At 71.9% G+C, this 25,769-nt stretch carries 20 protein-coding genes; 14 read left to right on the forward strand and 6 right to left on the reverse strand.

The window, feature by feature from the left end; all coding sequences use genetic code 11:
• The first annotated feature begins 90 nt into the window (after positions 1-90).
• Positions 91-492: a hypothetical protein gene (locus RM812_RS03360; protein ID WP_311570857.1), complete on the forward strand. Its 402-nt coding sequence runs from the start codon at positions 91-93 to the stop codon at positions 490-492.
• A gap of 19 nt (positions 493-511) precedes the next feature.
• On the opposite strand, the gene RM812_RS03365 is transcribed toward RM812_RS03360, so the two are convergent.
• The gene (locus RM812_RS03365; protein WP_311570858.1) at positions 512-1,666 is read right to left on the reverse strand and encodes an enolase C-terminal domain-like protein; all 1,155 of its coding nucleotides are present in this window, start codon (positions 1,664-1,666) and stop codon (positions 512-514) included.
• Positions 1,667-1,926: 260 nt separating this feature from the next.
• On the opposite strand from RM812_RS03365, the gene RM812_RS03370 reads away from it, so the two are divergent.
• On the forward strand, positions 1,927-2,724 hold the full coding sequence (locus tag RM812_RS03370; protein ID WP_311570859.1) for a ribonuclease BN: 798 nt from the start codon (positions 1,927-1,929) through the stop codon (positions 2,722-2,724).
• A gap of 170 nt (positions 2,725-2,894) precedes the next feature.
• Here RM812_RS03370 and RM812_RS03375 read toward each other — a convergent pair whose 3' ends face one another.
• From RM812_RS03375 to RM812_RS03385, 3 genes are all read right to left on the reverse strand, one after another.
• Entirely contained in the window at positions 2,895-4,046 is a 1,152-nt protein-coding gene (locus tag RM812_RS03375) for an SDR family oxidoreductase (RefSeq protein ID WP_311570860.1), read from the reverse strand.
• Positions 4,043-5,845, reverse strand: coding sequence for a thiamine pyrophosphate-requiring protein (locus tag RM812_RS03380; RefSeq protein WP_311570861.1), 1,803 nt, complete (start codon positions 5,843-5,845; stop codon positions 4,043-4,045). Before RM812_RS03380 ends, RM812_RS03375 begins: the two co-directional genes overlap by 4 nt.
• Before the next feature lie 214 nt (positions 5,846-6,059).
• Positions 6,060-7,127 carry a LacI family DNA-binding transcriptional regulator gene (locus RM812_RS03385; protein ID WP_394816416.1) on the reverse strand — a complete coding sequence of 356 codons (1,068 nt, stop codon included), beginning with the start codon at positions 7,125-7,127 and terminating at the stop codon, positions 6,060-6,062.
• A 203-nt stretch (positions 7,128-7,330) separates the two neighbouring features.
• On the opposite strand from RM812_RS03385, the gene RM812_RS03390 reads away from it, so the two are divergent.
• The 12 genes from RM812_RS03390 (at position 7,331) to RM812_RS03445 (ending at position 24,173) form a co-directional block, all read left to right on the forward strand.
• On the forward strand, positions 7,331-8,257 hold the full coding sequence (locus tag RM812_RS03390) for a carbohydrate ABC transporter permease (protein WP_311570862.1): 927 nt from the start codon (positions 7,331-7,333) through the stop codon (positions 8,255-8,257).
• A gap of 7 nt (positions 8,258-8,264) precedes the next feature.
• Positions 8,265-9,215, forward strand: a complete 951-nt coding sequence (locus tag RM812_RS03395) for a carbohydrate ABC transporter permease (RefSeq protein ID WP_311570863.1) — start codon at positions 8,265-8,267, stop codon at positions 9,213-9,215.
• A 104-nt stretch (positions 9,216-9,319) separates the two neighbouring features.
• The gene (locus RM812_RS03400; RefSeq protein ID WP_311570864.1) at positions 9,320-10,663 is read left to right on the forward strand and encodes an ABC transporter substrate-binding protein; all 1,344 of its coding nucleotides are present in this window, start codon (positions 9,320-9,322) and stop codon (positions 10,661-10,663) included.
• Positions 10,664-10,746: 83 nt separating this feature from the next.
• Complete coding sequence (locus RM812_RS03405; protein ID WP_311570865.1) at positions 10,747-12,792, forward strand: beta-galactosidase; 2,046 nt, start codon at positions 10,747-10,749, stop codon at positions 12,790-12,792.
• 147 nt (positions 12,793-12,939) lie between these two features.
• Positions 12,940-14,988, forward strand: a complete 2,049-nt coding sequence (locus RM812_RS03410) for a glycoside hydrolase (protein ID WP_311570866.1) — start codon at positions 12,940-12,942, stop codon at positions 14,986-14,988.
• 89 nt (positions 14,989-15,077) lie between these two features.
• A complete protein-coding gene (locus tag RM812_RS03415) occupies positions 15,078-15,716 on the forward strand; it encodes a sugar O-acetyltransferase (RefSeq protein WP_311570867.1) in 639 nt (212 codons plus the stop codon).
• Between the two features lie 89 nt (positions 15,717-15,805).
• Positions 15,806-16,369: an MSMEG_1061 family FMN-dependent PPOX-type flavoprotein gene (locus RM812_RS03420; protein ID WP_311570868.1), complete on the forward strand. Its 564-nt coding sequence runs from the start codon at positions 15,806-15,808 to the stop codon at positions 16,367-16,369.
• Between the two features lie 102 nt (positions 16,370-16,471).
• Positions 16,472-17,332 carry an ABC transporter ATP-binding protein gene (locus tag RM812_RS03425; protein ID WP_311570869.1) on the forward strand — a complete coding sequence of 287 codons (861 nt, stop codon included), beginning with the start codon at positions 16,472-16,474 and terminating at the stop codon, positions 17,330-17,332.
• Positions 17,329-18,312: an iron-siderophore ABC transporter substrate-binding protein gene (locus tag RM812_RS03430; RefSeq protein ID WP_311570870.1), complete on the forward strand. Its 984-nt coding sequence runs from the start codon at positions 17,329-17,331 to the stop codon at positions 18,310-18,312. The genes RM812_RS03425 and RM812_RS03430 overlap by 4 nt, the downstream gene beginning before the upstream one ends.
• Before the next feature lie 7 nt (positions 18,313-18,319).
• Positions 18,320-20,389, forward strand: coding sequence for an iron ABC transporter permease (locus RM812_RS03435; protein ID WP_311570871.1), 2,070 nt, complete (start codon positions 18,320-18,322; stop codon positions 20,387-20,389).
• A 726-nt stretch (positions 20,390-21,115) separates the two neighbouring features.
• Positions 21,116-22,441 carry a lipase family protein gene (locus RM812_RS03440; RefSeq protein WP_311570872.1) on the forward strand — a complete coding sequence of 442 codons (1,326 nt, stop codon included), beginning with the start codon at positions 21,116-21,118 and terminating at the stop codon, positions 22,439-22,441.
• 244 nt (positions 22,442-22,685) lie between these two features.
• Positions 22,686-24,173, forward strand: a complete 1,488-nt coding sequence (locus tag RM812_RS03445; RefSeq protein WP_311570873.1) for an MFS transporter — start codon at positions 22,686-22,688, stop codon at positions 24,171-24,173.
• Here the strand turns inward: RM812_RS03445 and RM812_RS03450 are convergent.
• Together RM812_RS03450 and RM812_RS03455 are read right to left on the reverse strand one after the other, a co-directional pair.
• The gene (locus RM812_RS03450) at positions 24,137-25,075 is read right to left on the reverse strand and encodes a DMT family transporter (protein WP_311570874.1); all 939 of its coding nucleotides are present in this window, start codon (positions 25,073-25,075) and stop codon (positions 24,137-24,139) included. The genes RM812_RS03445 and RM812_RS03450 overlap by 37 nt on opposite strands.
• Positions 25,076-25,279: 204 nt before the next feature.
• Positions 25,280-25,768, reverse strand: coding sequence for an MSMEG_6728 family protein (locus tag RM812_RS03455; RefSeq protein WP_311570875.1), 489 nt, complete (start codon positions 25,766-25,768; stop codon positions 25,280-25,282).
• Between the last annotated feature and the right edge of the window lies 1 nt (position 25,769).

Consider the following 25,769-nt stretch of genomic DNA (forward strand, 5'->3'; position numbering starts at 1 on the left):
CCGCCCTGCGGGTAACTCCGGCATTCCGGACGCCGAACCCGTTCCGGCACACCGGCGTCGACACTGCTGCGTGGCATCCCGGGAGTCACTATGTGGAAGCGCAAGAGCAGGAAGGACCGGCGGCCCGCGAAGCCGGTCCCCATGGAGCTGTGCGACCTGTGCGCCAGGGTCTTCCCGAAGGACGAGTCCGTGAGCGGATACGTACCGGACTCGTCCGCGGCGCACGCCACCAACGAGTGGTTCGACGGGCTGCGGCTCATCACCGCGTGCTGCGACGACCACTTCGACGTGATCAAGAAGGGCTACGCGGATCGGCCCTTCGTCCAGGAGGAGCTGTGGGCGGCGAAGCTCACCCGGGCCCTGACCAAGGGCCCGCCGGCGCTCTCCATGGATCAGCTCGGCTGCCGGACCGGTCTTCAGGAGCCGCAGATACGCGCGGCCATCGCCTGGCACAACGAGCGCATGCGTGAGCAGCAGGGCACGGACCCCTGACTCCTGCCCCGGTCGGGGGTCAGGAGGGGCGGGTCCCGTGCACCCGGTAGGGTTCCGCGTCGGCCCACTTGACGTCCAGTCCGAGTCCGGGACGGCCGGTGTCGGGGCGCAGGACGCCGCCCTCGGGCGACGGGGTGCCGTCGAAGAGCAGCCTCTCGACGCGCACGTGGTCGTGGAAGTACTCCAGGTGCCGCAGCCGGCGTACGGCGCAGAAGGCGTGGGCGGACACCGCCGGGGCGCAGTGGGCGGAGAGGTCGAGGTGGTGCGCGGCCGACAGACCGGCGACCTCCAGCACGCCGGTGATGCCGCCGCACCGGGTGACGTCGGCCTGGAGGCAGTCGACGGCGGGTCCGTCGACGAGGTTGACGAAGTCCTGGGTGGTGAAGGCGTACTCCCCCGCGGCGATCTCCAGGCGGGCCGGCCCCCGGTCGCGCAGCATCCGCAGTCCTTCCAGGTCGGCGGAGGCGACGGGCTCCTCGAACCAGCGCACGTCCCACTCGTCGTGGAATCTGTGCGCCCAGTACAGGGCCGCCTTGCGGCCGAGCGCTCCGTTGGCGTCGGTGAACAGTTCCGGCGCGTCCCCGACCGCCCGGCGCACGGCGGTCAGGCGCCGCGCGTCGGCCTCCGGTTCCCGCGAGGTCTTCAGCTTCACGCGCCCGATGCCCTGCTCGACCCATCCGGAGAGCTGGCCGGTGAGGCGGTGCAGGGAGTAGTTGGTGAAGCCGCCGCTGCCGTAGACCGGTACCCGGTCGTGGTGGGCCGGGAGGAGGTGGACCAGCGGGAGCCCCAGCAGCCGCGCCTTGAGGTCCCACAGCGCCACGTCGACGGCGGACAGCGCCATGGCCCCGACACCGGGACGCCCGGCGTTGCGCATCCGCGCGCCCATCCGCTCCCACAGCGCCGACGGCGAGGAGACCGGCCCTCCCGTGATCACCGGCGCCAGCACCGAGTGCACGAAGGACGCGACCGAGACATCCCCGTAGGTGTAGCCGAGGCCGGTCCGGCCGCCGGCGTGCACCCGCACGAGGACCAGGGTCGTGGAGTCCCACTCCAGGGTGCCGTCCTGTTCCCTTCCGTCCGGGCCGTCGGTGGGGACCTCGAAGGCGTGGACGTCGAGCGCGTCGACCGTGCACTCCCCCAGTGGCTCCGCGCCCGGGCTGGTGGCAGGCGTCATCACGTACTCCCTCACGTCGTTCGGTGAGCGGTCGGTGGGGGCGGTCGGTGGGCACACGGCGCTCACCCGCACAGCCCGCCTACACGGATACACGGAGCCGGTTCCCCGCGCCGTTCGGCCCATGCGAAGGCCGTGGCGGCCCACACCGTTCCCGGTGGCGAACCCCGGGCGACCGGGTGACGCGACGTTTGTCCGGGCGCCGCCGGGTCACTCATCTCCGCATCCGCGAGCCATCGAAAGGACGCCCCTAGGAGCAGCCCGTGAACCGGTTGTGGCGGCCGTTCCACCGTGTGTGGGACCGGTTGGCCGCGTCCGCCCTCGTCCGGCGGGGCCGGCAGCTGGAGCTGATGCACCGGGCCATGGGGTTCGCCACGCTCGCCCTGGTCACGCTGGCACCGCTGCTGATCGTGGTGGCCGCCGCCGATCCCCTGGGGCGCGGGGGTTTCGCGTCCTGGCTGGCCGACGGCATGGGGCTGTCCGGCCGGTCCGCCCGCGTGCTCACCGACATCATCAGCCCGCCGACCAAGGTGGTCGGCACCACGAGTGTGTGGGGCGGTATCGCGCTCGCCGTGTTCGGCGTGTCCTTCGCGGCAAGCGTGCAGAACGGCTACGAGCGCATCTGGGGGCTGCCCTCCGGCCCGTGGCACCGCGTCTGGCGCCAGCTGACCTGGGTGGTCGCGCTGACCGCCTACCTCTACCAGGAGGTGCAGACGCGGACCGCCCTGCACGGATCGGCGCGGATCGCGCTGTCCACGGCGACGGGCATGCTGTTCTTCTGGTGGGGTCAGCACTTCCTGCTGGGCAGCCAGGTCCGCTGGCGGGACCTGCTGCCGGGGGCGATCGCCACCATGGTGGGCCTGGTCGGCCTGCGAGGCTTCTCCTTCCTCGTCTTCACACCGCTCATCCTCGACAACGCGATCAGTTACGGCACGGTCGGCATCGTGCTCGTGGTGGAGTCCTGGCTGATCGGGGTCGGATTCGTCGTCTTCGGGGGCGCGATGGTCGGCCACTGGTTCTGCGAGCACCACTGGTGGACGCGCCATGTCGACCGGCAGTGACCGCTCCCGCCGACACGCTCTCCTCCCGCCGGGCCTTGAAGATTCCGTGATTCCGACCAGACCCCGTGCGAGCAGGCCCCATGCGAGCACGCCCCATGCGAATGCGAGCAGGCCGCATGCGAGCCGGACCGGCCAGCCGTCGTCCCGAAGCCCGTCGAGTCGGCCGGGCGTCAGCCGTGCGGCAGTCCCGCCCGGGCCGTCGTCCACGCCCTCCTGCCGGAACGCTCGGTCCGCCGCAAGGACGCCGCCGCCCGGCCGCCGCGGGACCGTCGGCGCAGGCCGTCGGCCACCGCCGCGGCGACGGTTCCGGTCGCGGCGGCGGCCAGCGCGAGCGGCCGGCGGTGGCGGGAGAGCCAGAACTGGGCACTGCGCGGGTGGGCCTCGTCGTCGAAGACGCCGTGCGCGCCGTAGTCCGCGGGCGCGGTGTCGTCCGGCGGCTTCCAGAGGTTGACCGGCCTCGACGGGTCGACCGGCTGGTCCGTCTGCTGCCCGTCGTAGCCGGTCCGGGCCAGGTAGCGGTCCAGCAGTCCCGGGGCGAACTTCTGGCCGAGCAGGGTGGCGACGGTCGAGCCGCCGACCCAGTACTCGCGCCGACCGGGATGGTCGGCGGCGTACAGGACCGCCTCGGCGGCGACCTCGGGCTGGTAGACGGGAGCCACCGGGCGCGGGTGCCGGGGCAGCCGGGTGAGGACCCAGCTGAACTGGGGCGTGTTGAGCCCCGGCATCTGGACCACGGTCACCCGCACCCCGCTGCGGTCGTGCAGCAGCTCGCAGCGCAGGGATTCGGTGAACCCCTGGATGGCGTGCTTGGCCCCGCAGTAGACCGCCTGGAGCGGAACGCTGCGGTGGGCCAGCGCCGACCCCACCTGGACGATGGTGCCGCGATCGCGCGGCGTCATGCGCCGCAGGGCGGCCTGGGTGCCGTGGACGAAGCCGAAGTAGGTCACCTCCGTGGCCCGCCTCAGCTCTTCGGGCCTGATCTCCGGGACGGGCGCGAAGACGGTCGAGAACGCGGCGTTCACCCAGACGTCGATCGGGCCGAGCTCCTCCTCGATCCGGTCGGCCGCCGCGTCCACCGCCGCCGGGTCGGAGACGTCCACCACCAGCGGCAGCGCGCGACCACCGGCCTCCCGGACCTCCTCGGCCGCCCGCTCCAGGGCGTACTCACCGCGCGCCAGCAGGGCCACGGTGCTCCCGCGGGCGCCGAAGGCCCGTGCGGTGGCCCGGCCGACGCCGCCGCTCGCCCCGGTGACGACCACGACTTCGGTGCCGCCCGCCCGGCCGGACCGGCCGCCTCGCCGGGCCCGTCGCCCGCCGCTCACTTCCTGCCCCGGCCCGGGAGGTGCTCGGCGTACTCGGTGAGCTTCTGGCGTACGCCCTTGGTGGCGATCCCGGTGAGCTGCGGGTCGTGCAGCGCCGCCTTGATGGCCTTCTTGCCCTGGTCCTTCATGATGTGCGGCGGGATCGGCGCGATCTCCGAGTCGACCTTGAACTCCAGGACCACGGGCCGGTCGGCGGCGAGCGCCTCGTCCCAGGCGGCACCGACCTTCTTGGGGTCGGCGCACACGATGCCCTTGAGGCCGAGGAGTTCGGCGTAGGCGGCGTAGGGGACGTCGGGGATGTCCTGGGAGCCCGGGTACTTGGGGTCGCCGGCCATGGCGCGCTGCTCCCAGGTGACCTGGTTGAGGTCCTGGTTGTTGAACACGCAGAAGATGAGCGGGGCCGACCCGGACAGGCGGTCCAGATACCGCTTGACGGTGATCATCTCGTTCATGCCGTTCATCTGGAAGGCGCCGTCCCCGATGAAGGCGATCACCGGCCGGTCGGGATACGCGAACCGTGCCGCGATCGCGTACGGCGTCCCCGGGCCCATCGTCGCCAGCGTGCCGGACAGCGAGGCCCGCATGCCGTCGCGGAGCATGATGTGGCGTGCCCACCAGTTGGTGCCCGAGCCGGAGTCCGCCGTCAGGATGACGCCGTCCGGCAGCCGCGGCGACAGTTCGGCGGCGACGGACTGGGGGTTGATCAGCTTGCCGAAGTGCTCGCCCGCCCAGCGGTCGCACAGGTCGTGCCACTCCCGGACGTCCTTCTCGATCTTCTCCCGCCAGCCGCGGTCCTTCTTGCGCTGGAGCAGGGGGATCAACGCGCGCAGGGTCTCCCTGGAGTCGCCGACGAGGTGCGCGTCCATCGGGTAGCGGATGCCGATCATGCGGCCGTCGATGTCGATCTCTACGCCCCGGGCCTGTCCCTCCTCGGGCAGCCACTCCGAGTACGGGAAGCTGCTGCCGACCATGAGCAGGGTGTCGCAGCCCTGCATCATGTTGTCGCTCGCCTTGCTGCCCAGCAGTCCGATGGGGCCGGTGACGTAGGGCAGGTCGTCGGGCAGGACCTCGCGGCCGAGCAGCGCCTTGGCGACGCCGGCGCCGAGCAGTTCGGCCACCTCGGCCACCTCGGCCTCGGCGTTCGCCGCGCCCTGGCCGACCAGCATGGCGACCTTGTCGCCCGCGTTGAGGACGTCGGCGGCCTTGCGCAGCTCGTCCAGGTCGGGCAGGACCCTGGGGCGGCTCCAGCCCACGCTGGAGAAGACGGAGCCGTGCTCCCTGGGCGGGGAGGGCTGGGCCTCCTCCTCCTGCACGTCGTTGGGGATGATGATCGTGGCGACCCCGCGGGTGGTCAGCGCGGTCTTGAAGGCACGGTCGATCACGTGCCGGGCCTGGCCCGGGTGGACGACCATCTGGCAGTACTCGGACACGTCGGCGAACAGCTGGTCGAGGGCGATCTCCTGCTGGTAGTGGGTACCCAGCGACAGCCGCTTCTGCTGGCCCACCACGGCCACCACCGGCTGGTGGTCGAGCTTGGCGTCGTACAGACCGTTGAGCAGGTGCACCGCGCCCGGACCCGAGGTGGCGACGCAGCATCCCACCTCCCCGGTGAACTTCGCGTGCCCGCAGGCCATGAAGGCGGCCATCTCCTCGTGCCGCGCCTGGATGAACTCCGGGTCGCCGTCGGCCCGGTCGAACGCGCCGAGCAGGCCGTTGATGCCGTCGCCCGGATAGCCGTACACACGCTGGACGCCCCACTCGGACAGGCGCTGGAGGACATAGTCGGCGACTTGGGTCATGGAGTTCTCCTGGGCGTGGGGAAACGACGTGGGCTTCTGGAGTTGCCTTCCCCGGCGGTCCGTAAACCGGACGGTACTCACCCGTTCGGCCAGCGACCGCCCTGTGGCGCCCGGACGTGACGCCCCCCGAGATGTGGCGCACGGATCGCCCGGTGGAAGCCGTACGCACGGTGGAAGCCGTACGCACGGGCGCCCCTAGCCAGGACCCGCGCCGCTACCGCGGCGGTGCCGCCGTGCTCGCCCGGGTCACCAGCCGGGTCGGCACGAGCGTCGTGCCCCGCTCCGGGCCGTCCTGGCGCATCTTGCGCAGCACGGCCTGCACGCAGAGCCGCCCCACCTCGGCGAAGTCCTGGTGGACGGTGGTCAGCGGCGGCAGGAAGGAGCCCGCCTCGGCGATGTCGTCGAAACCGATGACACTGACGTCCTCGGGGACGCGCCGGTCGCGTTCGTGCAGGGCGCGCATCAGACCGAGGGCCATCTGGTCGTTGGCCGCGAAGACCGCCGTGCACTCCTTACGGGCGGCGAGTTCGAGGCCGGCCCGGTAGCCGGACTCCGCCGTCCAGTCGCCCCGCACCAGGGGCGGCGGGGTACGGCCGGCCTCGGCGAGCGTCCGGCGCCAGGCGTCCGTACGGCGCTGGGCGGCGAAGGAGCCCTCGGGCCCGCCCAGGTGCCACACCGTGTCGTGCCCGAGGTCCAGCAGATGCCGTACGGCGGCGCGGGTGCCGCCGGCCTGGTCGGTGTCGACGACCGTGTAGTGGTCGCCCGCGTCGGAGTCGACCACGACGACCTGCACGTGAGGCGGCAGTTTGAGGGTCGCGGCGTCCAGCAGGTGGACCTCCATGATGACGATCACCGCGTCGACCGCGAGCTCCTCCAGCCGCGAGAACGCGCCCCGCACCTCGTCCTGAGTGGGTACCGCGACCGGCAGCAGGGTCACCGCGTAGCCCTCGCTCGCCGCGGAGGTGGCGATGGCCTCCAGGGTGCGCACGTTGCCCGTGGTGGCCAGCGAGAAGGTGATGACGCCGATGGTGCGGAACTCGCCGCGCTTGAGCGCCCTGGCCGCGCTGTTGGGCCGGTAGCCCAGCTCCTTCATGGCCGCCAGCACCTGCTGCCGGGTCTCCTCGGTCACTCCGGCGTAGCCGTTGGAGACGCGGGAGACGGTCTGCGAGGAGACCCCCGCCAACCGGGCCACGTCCGCCATGGACGCCGTCGGTACCCGGCCGCCCCGTCGGCGTCGCGTGCCCGCGTCCCGCGCGTCCGCGACTCCCTCAGCCGTGTCCACTTGCCGTCCGCCACCTCTCTGCTGCTGGTCGAGTCCCGGTTCGCGAAGGACCCTTGACCGTCGTCCTCGGGGCAGTGTAGACATGCCGCCATCAAATGTTTACGTAAACATAACAGCCGCCAGGCGCCCGCGCCGCTTCCCGCGCCCCTTGATGTTTACGCAAACATGATGATGCTCCCTGACGTGGACGAGCGAGGAACGACATGACGACCCTGCAACCGCCGGCCGCCGCCGAACCGCGGCCGGCCCCACTCCCGGCGAGGCGGGAGAGCCGCTCCTGGACGGGGTGGGGCTTCCTCGGCCCCTTCGTGGCCGTGTTCGCGCTGGTGTTCCTCGCGCCGATCGCGTACTCGATCTACCTCAGCCTCTTCCGCGACCAGCTCATCGGCGGGACCACCTTCGTCGGGCTGGACAACTACAGCGAGGCGCTGAAGGACGACCAGTTCTGGGCCTCGCTCGGCCGGGTCTCGCTCTTCCTCGCCGTGCAGGTGCCGGTCATGCTGGGCATCGCGCTGCTGGTGGCCCTGGCCCTGGACAGCGGACGCCTCTACGGCCGGGACTTCTTCCGCATCTCGATCTTCCTGCCGTACGCCGTGCCCGCCGTGGTGGCCACCCTGATGTGGGGCTTCATGTACGGCACCCGCTTCGGCCTGGTCGGCGACATCAACAGCGCGCTGGGCGTCTCGCTGCCCGACCCGCTCTCCCCCGACCTGGTGCTGGCCTCCATCGGCAACATCGTGACCTGGGAGTTCGTCGGCTACAACATGCTGATCTTCTACTCGGCGCTGCGCGTCATCCCGCACTCGCTGTACGAGGCGGCCCAGATCGACGGCGCCGGGCAGATCCGCGTGATCACCGCCATCAAGCTCCCGGCGATCCGCGGGGCCCTGGTGATCGCGACGATCTTCTCGATCATCGGCAGCTTCCAGCTCTTCAACGAGCCCAGCATCCTGCAGCCGCTGGCGCGCAACGCCATCACCACGGACTACACGCCGAACTACTACACGTACTCGCTGTCCTTCAACGGGCAGCAGCACAACTACTCCGCGACGGTCGCCATCGTCATGGGGCTGATCACCATGGTCATCGCCTACGTCGTCCAGCTGCGCGGCATGCGCAAGGGAGTGTGAAACAGCGATGACCAGTCCCGTCGCCACCGTCTCCGACCGTTCCGCGCCGAAGCCGTCCGCCGCCTCGGGCCCGGTACCCCGGCTGCGTGCCTCCCGGCGCCGGCACTCCCCCGACAAGCCCCGGCGCAGTGTGCTGCTGACCGTGCTCGCCTCACTGGTGCTGCTGTACAGCCTGGTGCCGCTGGTCTGGCTGGCCGTCAGTGCCACCAAGACGCAGGAGGGGCTGTCCCGTTCCTTCGGTCTCTGGTTCGACGGCGACTTCGCCCTGTGGGACAACATCAGCGAGACGTTCACCTACCACGACGGCGTCTTCACCCGCTGGCTGCTGAACACCCTGCTGTACGTGGGGCTGGGCGCCGGCGGTGCCACCTTCCTCGCCGTGCTCGGCGGCTACGCGCTCGCCAAGTTCGACTTCCCCGGCCGGCGTGCCGTGTTCGCCGTCGTCATCGGCGCGGTGGCCGTGCCGGGTACGGCGCTGGCGGTGCCGACCTTCCTGATGTTCAGCGAGATGGGGCTCACCAACACCCCCTGGGCGGTGATCATCCCGTCCCTGATCTCGCCGTTCGGCCTCTATCTGATGTGGGTGTTCGCCACCGAGGCCATTCCGACCGAGCTGATGGAGGCCGCCCGCATCGACGGGGCGAGCGAGGTGCGCACCTTCTTCCAGGTCGCCCTGCCGCTGCTGGCGCCCGGCATCGTCACCGTCCTGCTGTTCACCATGGTCGCGACCTGGAACAACTACTTCCTGCCGCTGATCATGATCAAGGACCCCGACTGGTATCCGCTGACCCTGGGGCTGAACAGCTGGAACCAGCAGGCCGCGACCGCGGGCGGTGAGGCCGTCTTCAACCTCGTCGTCACCGGGTCGCTCATCACCATCCTGCCGCTGATCGTCGCGTTCCTGCTGCTCCAGAAGTACTGGCAGTCCGGTCTCGCCGCCGGAAGCGTCAAGGAGTAGCCCCCGCTCCCTCCCCCTCCCCCCGGCATGTCCCCCATGCCCCTCTCGACCTCTCCAACCCTCAACGGTGCCGGTTCCGGCCACGAAGAAGTGGAAGCACACCCATGCCCAAGCACTCGCGCCGCCTACTGCGCGGCATAGGCCTCGTCTGCGCCCTCGCCCTGGGGGCGACCGCCTGCGGCGGCTCCGACGACGGGGGATCGAGCCAGAAGGCGGTCTCCGAGGCGGACATCCAGGCGGCTCTCAAGGAGGGCGGCACCCTCACGGTCTGGGCATGGGAGCCCACGCTCGAGCAGGTGGCCACCGACTTCGAGAAGGAACACCCGGGCGTCAAGGTCGACCTCGTCAACGCGGGCACCAACAAGGACCAGTACACGGCGCTGCAGAACGCCATCTCGGCGAAGAAGGGCGTCCCCGACGTCGCCCAGATCGAGTACTACGCGATGGGCCAGTACGCCCTGACCAAGCAGCTCACCGACCTCAAGTCCTTCGGTGCCGACAAGCTCTCCGCCAAGTTCTCCCCGGGCCCGTGGAACGGTGTGAAGGCCGGTTCGGACAGCGTCTACGCGCTGCCGATGGACTCCGGTCCGATGGCGCTGTTCTACAACAAGAAGGTCTTCGACAAGTACGACATCAAGGTGCCCACCACGTGGGCCGAGTACGTGGACGCCGCCCGCGACCTGCACAAGGCCGACCCGAAGGCGTACATCACCGCGGACAACGGCGACGCCGGGTTCGCCACCAGCATGCTCTGGCAGGCCGGTTCGCGCCCCTACACGGTGAACGGCACCAAGGTGAAGATCGACTTCTCCGACCAGGGAGCCAAGAAGTTCACCGACACCTGGCAGCAGCTCATCGACGAGAAGCTGCTCGCCTCCGTCCCGGCCTGGACCGACGAGTGGTACAAGGGCCTCGCCGACGGCAGCATCGCGACGCTGGCGACCGGCGCCTGGATGCCCGCCAACCTCGAATCCGGCGCGAAGACGGCGTCCGGTGACTGGCGCGTCGCCCCACTGCCGCAGTGGACCGCGGGCGGCAAGGCCGGCGCGGAGAACGGCGGGAGCGCGCTCGCGCTGCCGGAGCTCGGCAAGAACGAGGCCCTGGCCTACGCCTTCGTCCAGTACGCCAACGCAGGCAAGGGCGTGCAGACCCGCCTCGCGAACGGCGCCTTCCCGGCGACCACCGCGGACCTGCAGTCCACCGAGTTCCAGGAAACCGCGTTCCCCTACCTCGGCGGCCAGAAGGCCAACGAGATCTTCGCCGAGGGGGCCGCGAACGTCGCCGAGGACTGGTCGTACCTGCCCTACCAGGTGTACGCGAACTCGATCTTCAACGACACCGTCGGCAAGGCCTACGTCTCCGGCACCACGCTGGCCGAGGGCCTGAAGTCCTGGCAGGACGCCTCGGTCAAGTACGGCACCGAGCAGGGCTTCACCGTCGAGAAGTAGCACGCGAGGCGGCGGCCCGCGCAGGGCGGCGCGGCTCCCGCGCCGCCCGGCGCACCGCTCGCCCCCACACCGGAAGGACCGCCATGATCTCCACCCTCCTGTCCCGACTCCAGCCCGGAGAGGACGGTACGCCGGCCTCCCGTCTCGCCTTCGGCGCCGACTACAACCCCGAGCAGTGGCCCCGGGAGGTGTGGGAGGAGGACGTCCGGCTGATGCGCGAGGCCGGCGTGAACATCGTGTCGCTGGCCATCTTCTCCTGGGCCCGCATCCAACCGGACGCCGACACCTGGGACTTCGCCTGGCTCGACGAGGTCATGGACCTCCTCCACGTCAACGGCGTCGGCGTCGACCTGGCCACCGCCACCGCCTCCCCGCCGCCCTGGCTGACCACCGCGCACCCGGAGATCCTCCCGGTCACCGACCGGGGCGAGACGCTGTGGCCGGGCGCGCGCCAGCACTGGCGCCCCACCTCGCCGGTGTTCCGCGAGCACGCCCTGCGCCTGGTCCGGGAGATGGCGACCCGCTACGCGGACCACCCGGCCCTGGTCGCCTGGCACGTCAACAACGAGCTGGGCTGCCACAACGTATACGACTACTCCGACGACGCGGCCCGCGCCTTCCGCGACTGGCTGCGCGCGCGCTACGGCACGCTGGACGCCCTCAACCACGGCTGGGGCACGGCGTTCTGGTCGCAGCGCTACAGCGACTGGGAGCAGATCCTGCCGCCGCGACTGGCCGCCTCCCATCCGAACCCGACCCAGCAACTGGACTTCAAGCGGTTCTCGTCGGACGCGCTCAAGGACCACCTGCGCGCGGAGCGGGACCTCCTGCGGGAGCTGACACCCGACATCCCCGTCACCACCAACTTCATGGTGATGCCCGGCACCAAGGGCATGAACTACGCCGACTGGGCGGGCGAGGTGGACTTCGTCGCCAACGACCACTACGTCGTGCCGGGCCCCCGGGACCGCGACGAGCTGTCGTTCTCGGCGAACCTGACCAGCGGCATCGCCGGCGGCCGGCCCTGGTTCCTGATGGAACACTCGACCAGTGCCGTGAACTGGCAGCCCGTGAACCTGGCCAAGCGGCCCGGTGAGCTGGCCAGGGACTCGCTGACGCACGTGGCGCACGGCGCCGACGCGGTCTGCTTCTTCCAGTGGCGCCAGTCGGCGGCGGGCGCCGAGAAGTACCACTCGGCGATGGTCCCGCACGCGGGCGCCGACAGCGACCTCTTCCGCGCGGTCACCGCGCTCGGTGACACGCTGAAGACGCTGGCGCCCATCGCCGGGAGCGAGCGGGAGGCCGCCGAGGTCGGCATCCTCTTCGACTGGGAGTCGTGGTGGGCGAGCGAGCAGGACTCGCACCCCACGTCGCTGCTCGACTACCACCGGGAGGCGCTCGACTGGTACTCCGCGCTGCTCTCCCTCGGCATCCGCGCCGACGTCGTCACCACCGGCGCCGACCTGAGCCGCCACCGGGTGCTGATCGCGCCCGTGCTGCACCTGGTCCCGGCCGAGCTCGCCAAGGACCTCACGCGCTACGCCGAGCAGGGCGGCCACCTGGTCACCACGTACTTCTCCGGTGTCGTCGACGAGAACGACCACGTCTGGCTCGGCGGCTACCCGGGCGCCCTGCGGGACCTGCTCGGCATCCGCGTCGAGGAGTTCGGCCCGCTGCCCGCCGGGCAGACGGTGGAGCTGGACGACGCGAGCACCGGAGGCCTGTGGACCGACCACATCACCGTCACCGCGCCCGAGACCGAGGTCCTCGCCCACTACCGCACCGGCACGCACGCGGGCCGCCCGGCCGTCACCCGGCGTCCGGCGGGCAGCGGCACGGCCGCCTACGTCTCCACCCGGCTCGGCGCCGACGGGCTCGCCTCGCTGCTGCCGAGGCTGCTGGAACCGGCCGGCGTGGCGAGTGAACTGCCCGCCGAGGTGCGCGGCTCGGTGGAGCTCACGGTGCGCCGCGGTCCCGGGGGCCGGTTCCTGTTCCTGGTCAACCGGACCGAGGAGGCCGTGACCGTGCCGGGGCTCACCGGTGAGGTCCTGGTGGGCGACACCGGTGCCGACGGCGCCGTCGTCCTCGCACCCAGGGGCGTCGCCGTGCTGCGCACGCCCACCGCCTGAGCCGGCACCGGCACCGTCGAAGGACCACCACCGCACCACCCACGACTCCCCGGAGCGGCACGCCCCGCTCCGGGGCCGTCCCCTCCTGCCCGGATCCGGGCGGGAGGGGCCACCGCAGCGACCGCACCTGTCAGTTGGGAGCACACGATGGCACGCCGTACCCGCAGCAGACGCCTCCTCGGAGCCGCTGCCCTGACCGCCCTGGCCATGGGGGCCGCATCGATCAGCGTCCCGGCCCAGGCCGAACCCGCCGCGGCCACCGCCTCCGTCACCGTGCGGCCGGACCCGTCGTACCAGCAGGAGAAGTTCGAGGGCTGGGGCACCAGCCTGGTCTGGTTCGCCAACGCGACCGGCGACTACCCGCCCGAGATCCGCGAGAAGCTGGCGCGGCTCCTGTTCGGCGACGACGGTCTGGGGCTGAACATCGCCCGGTACAACATCGGCGGCGGCAACGCGCCGGACGTCAAGGACTACCTGCGGGCCGGCGGCGCCGTCGAGGGCTGGTGGAAGGCGCCCGCCGGCACCACCCGCGAGGACACCGACTGGTGGAGCGCCGACGACCCGGCCGACTGGAACAAGGACGCCGACGCGAACCAGCGCTGGTGGGTCGAGCGGATCAAGGACGACATCGACCACTGGGAGACGTTCAGCAACTCGCCGCCCTGGTTCATGACGGTCAGCGGCTACGTCTCCGGCGGCTTCGACTCCTCCGACGACCAGCTCAAGGCCGAGTCGGTCGACGACTTCGCCGCCTACCTGGCCGGTGCGACCCGGCGGCTGGAGCAGGCGGAGGGCATCGAGGTCGACACGGTCGACCCGTTCAACGAGCCCAACACACCCTACTGGGGCACGCGGCTGGGCAGCGACGGCGAACCCGTCGGCGGCCGGCAGGAAGGGGCCCACATCGGACCCGAGCTCCAGCGCGAGGTCCTGCAGGCCCTGGCCCCCGCGCTGAAGAAGGCGAAGGTCGAGGCGGACATCTCCGCGATGGACGAGACCAACCCGGGCACCTTCGCGACGAACTGGAGCGCCTACTCCCAGGCCGACCGCGACCTGGTCGGCCAGATGAACGTCCACACCTACGGCACCGGGCAGCGCACCACCGTGCGCGACCTCGCCAAGGCCGCCGACAAGCCGCTGTGGATGAGCGAGGTGGGCGGCGACTGGGGTGACGGCCAGGACTTCGAGGACATGCGGCCCGGCCTCGGTCTCGCCCAGCAGATCGTGGACGACCTGCGCGAACTGGAGCCCCGCGCCTGGGTGTTCTGGCAGCCGGTCGAGGACTACGACAACATGAAGCCGGGCGGCGAGTCCGCCAAGGGCGGCAACTGGGGCAGCATCCAGATCCCCTTCAGCTGCACCGCCGGGGACACCCTCGAGACGTGCCCGATCCGCACGAACACCAAGTTCGACACGGCCCGCAACTTCACCCGCTTCATCAAGCCCGGTGACCGGCTGATCAGGACGGACGACACCTCCAGCGCCGCCGCCGTCACCCGCGACGGCAAGGGCGCCTCGCTCGTCCACGTCAACCGGACCACCGAGGCCCGCACGGTCACCATCGACCTGTCGAAGTTCCGCGACGTCAGCCGCAGGGCCACCGTCACCCCGGTCGTGACCAGCACCGACGGCAAGCTCGAACGGCGGGCCCCGATCGGGGTCGACGACCGCACGGCCACCTTCACCGTGCCCGCCCAGTCCGTGACCTCCTTCGAGATCAAGGGCGTCTCGGGCGTCGCCAAGGACGCCGCCTTGCTGCGCAAGGGGCACTCCTACACGCTGACCGGTGTGCAGAGCGGCAAGCCCGTCACCGTCGCGGACAACGGCACGAACCTGGTCCTGGGCACCGAGGCCCGGGCGGACGCCCGGCAGTGGCGGCTGAGCGCGGTGCGCCCCGACGGCGGCGTCCGTGACCGCTACGTCTTCACCGACCCCGAGGGCGGCACGCGGCTGGCCGTACGCGACGACGTCCCGGTGGCCGAACCCGACACCGGCCGGCGCGACGCGGCCTCGGAGTGGCTCCTGTCGACCACCGGGGACGGCACCTGGACCCTGGTCAACGCCGGCACCGGGCGTCTGCTCGAAGTCGGCGGCCAGGCCACCCACGCGGGCGCGGCCGTCACGACGTGGCCGCCCAACTCCGGCGCCAACCAGCGCTGGACGGTGACGGACGTGACCGCCACCAGCACCGACTGACACCCACCGCACAGGAGAACGGCCCCGTCCGCACCGCCCCTGCCGCGGTGCGGACGGGGCCGCCCGACCGGGCGACCGGAGGAGGACGTATGACCCTGGATCCGCGTGAACTGGAAGTACGCCGCAGGATGGCGGCGCAGGAGCTGTACTCGGACGGCGCGCCCGGCCTGGAACGCCTGGCGGAGGAGCGCCTGCGGGGAAAGGAACTCGCCGACACCTACAACCGCACCGGCCCCCGGGACGAGGAAGGCCGCCGGACGATCCTCAAGAAACTGTTCGCCTCCCTCGGCACGGGCGTGTGGATCGAACCGCCGCTGCACGTCGCCTACGGCAACCGCGTCCACCTGGGCGACGACGTCTACGTCAACTTCGGCCTCACCCTCGTCGACGACGTCGAGGTCTTCGTCGGGAACCGGGTGATGTTCGCCCCGCACGTGACCATCAGCACCACCGGCCACCCCGTCCACCCGGACCTGCGCAGGGACGGTACGCAGTTCTCGGCGCCGGTGCGCGTCGAGGACGATGTGTGGATCGGGGCCGGCGCGCTGATTATGCCGGGGGTCACCATCGGCCGGGGCTCGGTGGTCGGCGCGGGCAGCGTGGTGACGGCACACGTGCCGCCCATGGTGGTCGTCGCGGGGACACCGGCGCGGGTGCTGCGCGAGATCACCGACGCGGACCGGGAGTGGAGCTACCGCCCGCCCCGGACCCTGCGCGCCGGGTGTTAGGTAAGGCGAACCTAACACCCGATAATGTTCCGTGTGCAATCACCTCCGGAAGCGCGCGCTTCCGGCACGCACACACCTGGGAGCCGGCCTTGCCACACACCATCGACGCGACCGGAGACGGGCCGGACACCGTCACCGACGACCACTGGGTGGAACTCGGCTCACACGCCGAACTGCGCGAGCTGCTGGGCGAGCCCTGGCCCATCGTCATCGACAAGGTCCACGACCGGCTCACGGACGACGACCGGGACATACTGACCCGCTCCCCGTTCTGCCTCCTGGCCACCTCCGACGCACAGGGCAACTGCGACGTCTCCCCCCGCGGCGACGCCCCGGGCTTCACGCACGTCCTCGACCCCGGCACCATCGCCCTGCCCGACCGGCCGGGCAACCGGCGGGGAGACAGCTTCCACAACATCCTCGACAACCCGCACGCCGGCCTGCTCTACCTGATCCCCGGCGGCAAGGAGGTACTGCGGGTCAACGGCCGGGTCCGCATCCTCACCGACGCGCCCTTCTTCGACGCGATGGCACGCGACGGCAGGCGTCCGGACCTGGCGCTCCTCATGGAGATCGACGAGATCTACCTCCACTGCCCGCAGTCCCTGAACCGGGCCGGCTTGTGGAAACCCCAGTCCTGGAAGGCGAGTTGAGCCCGCCGCCCGTCTTCGTGCGGGACGGGCGACGCGGCCGTCGACGGGGCCGGTGAACCGCGCCCCTACCAGCACTTATTAGGTTAGGCTAACCTTCACCACGTGAGATCAGGTGAAGACGCAGCCGGTACCCCGCGCCTGCGCGGTCATGAGCTGTCGGCGACCGGTGTGACCGTGTCGTACGACGGTGTCGATGTCGTGCACGACGCGGCGGTCAGGCTCAGGCCCGGCGAAGTGACCGTACTGGTGGGTCCGAACGGCAGCGGGAAGTCGACGCTGCTGCGGACCATCGCCCGGCTCCAGCATGCCCGCAGCGCCACGCTCAGGATCGACGGCGACACCGACGGCCTGGCGCTGACGTCCCGTGAGTTCTCGCGATACGTCGCGCTGCTGACGCAGGCGCGCCCCACGCCCGGCGGGCTGACCGTGCGGGACGTCGTCGAGTTCGGCCGCTATCCGTACCGGGGCCGCTGGGGGCGGCCGGATCCGGACGGCCCGGCCGCCGTCGACCGGGCGCTCGCGCTCACCGGCGTCGACGGCCTCGCCGACCGCGGCGCCGACCACCTGTCGGGCGGGCAGTTGCAGCGGGTGTGGCTCGCGAGCTGCCTCGCCCAGGAGACCGGCGTACTGCTCCTGGACGAACCGACGACCTACCTCGACCTCCGCTACCAGATAGAACTGCTCGACCTCATCCGCGACCTGGCGGACCAGCACGGGATCGCCGTCGGTGTCGTCCTGCACGACCTCGACCAGGCGGCGGCCGTCGCCGACCGGATCACACTCCTCGAAGCGGGCCGGATCGTCGCCGACGGCGTACCCGAGGACGTGCTGACGCCACAACGCCTGACCGCCGTCTACGGCATCCGGATCGACGTCGACACCGACCCCCTGACCGGCCGGCTGCGCACCCGCCCGATCGGCCGCCACCACATACGAACCGAAAGGCTCGGCACCACCTCATGAGACGCCTCCTCCTCACCGCGGCCGCCACCACGGCCGCGGCGCTCACCCTCGCCGCCTGCGGCACCACCGAGCCCGCCGCCGACAAGACGGAGAAGAAGGCCTCCGAGGCCATCACGCTCAAGGACGGCAAGGGCGCCGAGGTGAAGCTGGACGGCCCGGCCACCAAGGTCGTCGCCACCGAGTGGAACGTCGTCGAGAGCCTCGTCTCGCTGGGTGTCGACCCGGTCGGCGTCGCGGACGTCAAGGGCTACACCACGTGGGACACCGCGGCTCCGCTGAAGAACAAGCCCAAGGACATCGGCACGCGCGGCGAGCCGAGCATGGACACCGTCGCCTCCCTGGCCCCCGACCTCATCGTCGCCACCACGGACCTGCCGCCCGCCGCCGTGAAGCAGATGCGCGAGGTCGCCCCGGTGCTGGAGGTCAAGTCCGCCGACGGCACCGGTCAGATCGACCAGATGCTGGCGAACGTCGACCTCATCGCCAAGGCCACCGGCACCACGGACAGGGCGAAGACGATCCGCACGGAGTTCGAGGCGAAGGTCGCCGAGGGCAAGAAGGCCCTGACCGACGCCGAGATGGCCGGCAAGGAGATCGCCTTCGCCGACGGCTACGTCACCGCCAACCAGGTCTCCATCCGCCCCTACACCGCGACCTCGCTCATCGGTGAGGTCAATGAGGCCATCGGCCTGAAGAACGCCTGGAAGGTGAAGGGCGACGAGGCCTACGGTCTCGGCGCCACCGACGTGGAGGGCCTGACCGCCCTGCCGAAGGACGTCCAGTTCGCCTACATCGGCAACGACGGGGACGAGAGCGCCACCCCGTTCACCGGCGCCCTGACCAAGAACTCCGTCTGGAAGTCCCTGCCGTTCGTGAAGGCCGGCGACGTGCACCGGCTGAACGACGGCATCTGGATGTTCGGCGGTCCCGGGTCGATGAAGGCGTACATCGACGCCGTCGTCGGCGCCCTGACGAAGTAGCGAGGCCATGGCCGTCACCGCAACCAAACCCGCGACGGGTCCGTCGACGGTCCCCACGTCCCGGTCGGGCGCGGCCGCGGTGACGGCCGGGATCGTCCTGCTGGTCGCCGTCCTCGCCGTCGTCGACATCACCCAGGGCACCGCCGCCGTCGGACCGGCCGAGGTGTTCAAAGCCCTGACCGGACGGGCCGAACCGGACGACGCGTCCGTCGTGATCGCGTCCCGGCTGCCGCGCATGACCGCCGGTCTGCTGGTCGGCGCCGTCCTCGGCATGGCCGGCGCGGTGCTCCAGAAGGTCAGCCGCAACGTGCTGGCCTCCCCCGACACCCTCGCGGTGAACGCGGGCTCCTACCTGGCGCTCGGGCTGGCCGGCGCCACCGGCGTCTCGCTCCCGATGATCGCCTCCTCCGGTGTCGCCTTCGCCGGCGGCCTGGCGGCGGCGGCCGTCGTGCTCGGCCTGTCCGGCCTCGGCACGGGCACCGTCCGGCTCGTGCTCGCCGGCACCGCGCTGATGCTGGGCCTCAACTCCATGACGGAGGGACTGCTCCTGCTCTTCCCGGAGCGGACCGAGGGCCTCTACCAGTGGAACCAGGGCAGCATCGGCCAGAACGGCTTCGACGGTGTCCTGCAGATGCTGCCCATCGCCCTCGTCGGGCTGGTCGGGCTGCTGCTGACGGCCCGTCGGGTCGACGCCCTCGCCCTCGGCGACGACGTGGCGCGCGGGCTGGGCGTCCCGGTCCGGGCCACCCGGGTCACGGTCGTCGTGCTGGCCGCGCTGCTGTCCGCCGCGGCGGTCACGCTCGCCGGACCCATCGGCTTCGTCGGCCTGTGCGCACCCGCCCTGGTCCGCCCGCTCTCCCGCCGGTTCCGCGGCTTCGCGCGATCCCGTACGTCCATGCCCGCGGCCGCCCTGACCGGCGCGGCCCTGGTGCTCGGTTCGGACGTGCTGCTGCGGGCCCTGGTGGCGGACGACCGCGCGGTGTCCGTGCCCACGGGCGTGGTCACCAGCCTGGTCGGCGCCGTGTTCCTGGTCGTCATGGCGCTGCGGCTGCGGGACACCGCCGGGGCCGGTGCGCCGGATCGGCTGCGCATCCCGAGCCGGGCGGTGTTCCTGACCACGGTCGCCGTCCTGGTCGCCGTCCTGGTGGGCCTCGTGATCGCCGCCGTGCTGGTGGGTGACAGCAAGCTCCTGCTCGGTGACGTCGTCAACTGGGCGCAGGGGAAGGCCGGGCGGACCGTCTCCTTCGTGCTGGACACGCGGGTGCCCCGAGTGCTCGCCGCGCTCTGCGCGGGTGCGGCGCTCGCCCTGGCCGGCACGCTGGCGCAGGCCGTCACCCGCAACCCGCTCGCGGAGCCGAACGTCCTCGGTGTCACGGGCGGGGGCGCGCTGGGCGCCGTGGTCCTGGTGACCACCGTGCCGGCCGCGGGCACGTGGGGGATCGCCGGGGCCGCGTTCGCCGGGGCCGGCATCACCGCCGTCCTCGTCTTCGGGCTCGCCGCCCGGGGCGGCTTCCAGCAGAACCGGCTGGTGCTCGTCGGCATCGGCGTCGCCTCCGCGACGGCGGCGCTGATCAGCCTGCTGATCGTGGTCACCGACCCGTTCAACGCGACCAAGGCGCTGACCTGGCTGTCGGGTTCCACCTACGGGCGGACCATGCCCGACGTCGTGCCGGTCGCGTTGGCGCTCGTCGTCGGTATCGGCGTGACGGTGGCCCGGCGCGCCGAGCTGGACCTGATCTCCCTGGACGAGGACACGCCGCGGCTGCTCGGTCTGCGGCTGGCGCCGGGCCGTCTCGGCTTCCTCGTGCTGAGCGTGGTGCTCAGCTCGACCGCCGTGGCCTGTGCGGGCACCATCGGGTTCGTGGGGCTCGTGGCCCCGCACGCGGCACGCGCCCTGGTGGGCCGGCGGCACGTACGGGTCGTGCCGGTCTCGGTCCTCCTCGGCGCCGCCCTCGTCTGCGCGGCCGACCTGCTCGGCCGTACGGTGATCGCCCCGGCCCAGCTCGGCGCGGGGCTCATGACTGCGGTGATCGGTACGCCGTACTTCCTGTACCTCCTGGTACGCAGCCGCCGGTAGCCCGCTCACCGGCACGAGCCCGGGTGGCGGTGACCGCGGGCGCCGTACGGTGGCGGGAACGCCGGGACGGACCGCCGTGGCCGACGCGTTCCGCACCGGACCGATCGGTGGGTCACCGTCCTGACGCGACGGCGGTGGTGCGGGAAGCCCAGACGGATGACGCAGGGCGACGGCCGTGGCCCGCGCCCTGCCCGCGGAGGGCGGCCGGACGAGGCCGCGAAGCGGGCATGCGGATCCCGGACCTGCTCGGCGAGGTCCAGTCGTCACGCGTCCACACGACGCCGTCGAACACGGCACGGGTACTGCCGCACCGGCGGGCGTCGGAGGTGTCGACGTTCCTCGACCGCCTCGCCGCGCTGCCGCGACCGGCACAGCATCCCTCACGACGGTGCGGCGACCGTGGCCCGGCGTCGGTGCCGGCGGTGGTCCGGACGGCCGTGGCCGCGGTGGTCCGGACGGCCGGCCCGCGTCCTTCGCTCCGAGACGCGACGGCGGGTCCCGGCCGCGTTCGACCCCGGCGGCCATGCCCCGCCCACCGCGACCGCCCTCACGGCGGGCGACTCCTGTTAGACAACGCGTCAAGTTACTGAACCGTAATAGGCCTGGCGCTACCCCCGGTAACCTCTGGCCGGGTACGGTCCCGTCACCCCACAGGAGCAGCGCGACACGACCCTCTCCCACCGGACCGCGGACGACCGGTTCCGGTCCTTCCCCAGGAGGTTCGCCATGCCCGCACGCCCACGCATGCTCGCCGCGGCGATCACCGCGGCGCTCGCCCTCGGCGTCCCGGCCGTCCCGGCCGCCGCGACCACGGACACGGCCCCGGTGGTGTCCCGCGGCGTCGAGATCCCCGCCTTCTACACCCCTCCGACCGAACTCCCCGACACCGACGGCGCGCTGATCCGCAGCGAGCCGCTCCGCCTCGCCCTGAGCCTGCCCAGCCTCGGCGGGCCCCTCCCGGGGCGGGCGACCCGGCTGATGTACAAGTCCACCGACGCCAACGGCGAACCGGTCGCCGTGACCGGCGCCTACATCGAGCCGAGCGCGAAGTGGCGCGGCGACGGACCACGCCCGCTGGTCGCCGTCGCCCCGGGCACCATGGGCCAGGGCGACCAGTGCTCCGCGTCCATGGGCCTGGAGCACCCGCTGCGGATCAACGGCGAGACGGTCTCGGTGGGTTACGAGGACCTGTCCGTCTACCGGCTGCTGGCCCGGGGCGTCGCCGTCGTCGTCACCGACTACGTCGGCCTCGGCGCGACGGACCGGCTGCACACCTACGTCAACCGCGTGGACGGGGCCCACGCCGTACTGGACGCCGTACGCGCCGCACGCGCCCTGGACTCGTCCTCGATCACCCCCGACTCGCGCGTGGGGCTGTTCGGCTACAGCCAGGGCGGCGGGGCGACGGCCGCCGCGGCCGAACTCCAGCCGTCCTACGCCCCGGACGTCGAGCTGGCGGGCACCTACGCGGGCGCGCCGCCCGCCGACCTGTCGAAGGTCACCGAGGCCATCGACGGAAGTGACCTGGCGGGTGCGCTGGGCTGGTCCCTCAACGGCTTCCTCCAGACCGAGCCGTCCCTGCGGGCCATCGCCGACCGGTACGTCAACACCGCGGGCGAAGAGGCGCTGAAGGACCTGTCGACGATGTGCATCGGCGACGCGCTCTTCTCCTACGGCTCCGCGAGGAGCACCGCCTGGACGAAGACCGGGCAGTCGCTCGGCGACATCATCCGGGCCGAGCCCGCACTGCAGGCGTTCCTCGAAAGGCAGCGCGTCGGCACGCTGAGGCCGAGCGGTCCGGTGCGCGTGGCGACGGGCGTCAGCGACAACCTCGTTCCGCACGGGCAGGCGCGCGAGCTGGCCGTCGACTGGTGCGGCAAGGGCGCGCAGGTCACCTACGCCCCCGTCCTGCTCCCGGGCGTCGGCAGCGGCCTGCTCAACCACGCCGCCCCGCTGCTCACCGACCAGGGCCCCGCCCTCTCCTGGCTCACCGACCGGCTCTCCGGGAAGCCGGCCGGCTCCAACTGCTGGAGCATGCCCGTGCAGCCCTGAGCCCCACCCCGCAGGCGTGCGAGGACCCCGGCGAGGCCGCGCCGGGGTCCTCCCTCGTCCGGGCCCGGCATCGTCGCCCCCGGGTGTGACCCGCGCGAACCCGGGCAGCAGCTCCGGCATGCGCCGGACGATCACTGCGGCGCAGAATTCGCTTAGGCGAATCGTGGTGAGGCAACAGAAAGGCAGCAGCGTGGACAACGCGAAGCCTGACGGAAGGTCCGGCCCCCTGGGCGGCCGGGTGAAGATGCCGAGTACGGTCGCGCACCTGCCGCACCAGGTGCGCGAGGAGCTGTCCCGCCGGCTCAGGCGCAACAAGCGGGCCTTCCGCGAGGAGGACGTCCAGGTCGTCGAGGGACCTCTGCTCAAACGCGCGGTGGGCGCCTCGGCGCTCGGCAACTGCATGGAGTGGTTCGACTTCGGCGTCTACAGCTACCTGGCCGCCACCCTCGGAAAGGTCTTCTTCCCCGGCGCCTCCCCGGCCGCCCAGGTCATCTCGTCCTTCGCCACCTTCGCCGCGGCGTTCGTCGTGCGGCCGCTCGGCGGCCTCGTCTTCGGCCCGCTCGGGGACCGCATCGGCCGGCAGAAGGTGCTCGCCACCACCATGATCATGATGGCGCTCGGCACCTTCGCCATCGGGCTGATCCCCAGCTTCGCCACCATCGGCATCGCCGCCCCGATCCTGCTGCTGCTCGCCCGAATGGTCCAGGGCTTCTCCACCGGTGGCGAGTACGGCGGCGCCACCACCTTCGTCGCCGAATACTCACCCGACCGCCGGCGCGGCTTCCTCTCCAGCTGGCTCGACTTCGGCACCTTCGTCGGCTACGCCCTGGGCTCGGCGCTGGTCACCGTCCTCAACCTGACGCTGACCGACGCCCAGATGCTCTCCTGGGGCTGGCGTCTGCCGTTCCTGATCGCCGGTCCGCTGGGCGTCATCGGCCTGTACATGCGGCTCAAGCTCGAGGAGTCCCCCGCCTTCCAGCAGCAGCTCGACCAGCACGAGAAGAGCCTCGCCCAGGAGTCGGCGGGCAGCGAGTTCAAGACCATCATCAGGAGGCACTGGCGTCCGCTGCTCATCTGCATGGGCCTGGTACTGCTCTACAACGTCACCAACTACATGGTCACCGGCTACCTGCCCACCTACCAGACGGAGACCCTGGGCCGCTCCAGCGGCTTCGCCGACGTCCTGGTGCTGATCGGCATGGTGTGGATCGTGCTGCTGATCACCTTCCTCGGCCGGCTCAGCGACCACGTCGGCCGACGCCCGCTCTACGCCGTCGGCGCCGCCGCGATGATCGTCCTCGCCGCACCGGCCTTCCTGCTCCTGAAGGCCGACGGCACCTGGGCGCCTATCGCCGGTGTCCTGCTCCTGTCCACCCTGCTGGCCCTCTTCGCCGCGCCGAGCGCCGCCACCCTGCCCGCGCTCTTCCCGACCGCCGTGCGCTACGCGGCCATGGGCATCGGCTTCAACTTCGCCGTCGCGGCCTTCGGCGGCACCACGCCGCTGTTCACCGAGGCGCTGGTGAGCATCACCGGCAACGACATGATGCCCGCCTACTACCTGATGGCGGCCGGCGCGATCGGCCTGGTGACCGTGAGGTTCATGCCGGAGAGCGCCCAGGTGCCGCTCCACGGCTCGCGGCCCATGGTCGGCTCCCGGAAGGAGCAACGGGAGCTCATCACCACCTCGAAGGACCTCTACAGCTTCTCCAAGGAGCGCTCCGGGGCCGACTGACGCCGCCCCGCGGGGCGGCCCCCGCGTGCGAACCGGAGGGAGACGCCCGACCCCACGGCGACCCCGGCGCAGACCAGGGCACTGCCCACGGCCTGTGCCGCACCGTAGGAGCCCGTGCCGACGAGCGGTGCCGTGCAGGCGGCGGCGACGGGGATCAGACCGGAGAACAGGGTGGCGCGCTCGGCGCCGATCCGCTGCATGCCCATGTACCAGCACACGAACCCGACGACGGTGACCACCGCCGCCTGCCACAGCAGCGCGCCCGTCTCGACCGCGTCCGGCCGCCGTAGCCATCCGGAGCCGTCGATCAGGACACCGGCCGCAGCGGACTCGACGGCCGCGATCCCGCACACCACGGTGGACAGCAGCCGTGGCCCCAGGGGCCGCAGCACGGGCACGGCGAGGACGGCGAACCCGACCTCACCGACCAGGGCGCACACGGAGAAGGCGATGCCCGCCCCGTCGGTGCGCCCCCACCCCTGGACCGTGAAGGCGCCCACGGCCACGAGCAGCGCCCCGTACAGCACGGCGCGCTGCGGCCGGCGCCCGTCCAGGAGCGGGACGACGACGGCGACCACCACGGGCGCGCAGCCGACGAAGACCCCGGGGACCGCCGGTTCCGCCGTGCGTTCCGCGGCGAGGACGGCCAGGTTGAAGCCGACCATGCCGACGGCCGCGAGCAGCGCGAGGCGCAGCCACCGGCCGGGACCGAGCGTGCGCAGCCGGGTCCGGGCGCCGGGCCCGGCGAGCGGGGCGAGCAGCAGGAAGGCCAGGCCGTAGCGCAGGAACTGGCCGCCGGCGTAGGGGTAGTCCCCGAGCAGGCTGTTGGCGGTGAAGGACCCTCCGACGAGGACACAGGCGAGTGCGGCGAGCAGGGCTCCGCGCGTGGTGGTGGCGTTCATGTCCACGACGCTAGGAAGCACCGGGGCCCGGCGAGGGGTCCACTTCACGGCCGCCATCGGGGACCAATCCGCGGCGACGGCCCGCGCACGGTCCTCACGGATTCCCCCCTCACGTGCATGGCGCGGGAACGGCCCGAGCAGCCGCCGGCCGACCGGACCGTCGACCTGGAGGAACTCTCCGGCGAGCCGCGGACCCGAGCCGCCCTAGCCTCCGTCCCCCGCCTCCCCTCGCTCCCGGTCCGAGGCCGGCCACACATACGGCAGGTCGTCCGGGACGCCGGGAAACCGTTCGGCGTACACGGCGGGATCCTTGCGCACCAGGGCCGACCGGTGGCTGCGGTGGAAGGCGTCGTCCCCGAGCCAGGGCGGCAGCTCCCCGGCGTCCGCGAGTTCCCGCTGGTCCCGCACCGGCTCGCCGGGACGGCGCGCGGCCAGACCGGCGACGAGTGAGGCCGCGCAACTGTCCTGGTGGCCCTGCTCGCGCCAGACCCGGCAGACCTCCAGGCCGTAGCGGACGAGTGCCTCCTCGTAGCCCGTCCACATCGTCACCGCCGGGTGCCGGCGCCAGCCGTAGCCGGGCACGGTCAGGCCGCGCAGCACCTGGAGCGCCTCGACCCGCTGTTTGCCCAGCCGGCGACGGTCGAGAGTGAGGGCCGACTCGCGGAACCCGGGGTGGGGAAGGAAGGTCTGCACG

Source organism: Streptomyces lancefieldiae (genome assembly GCF_031845825.1).
In the GTDB taxonomy this organism is placed as follows: domain Bacteria; phylum Actinomycetota; class Actinomycetes; order Streptomycetales; family Streptomycetaceae; genus Streptomyces; species Streptomyces lancefieldiae.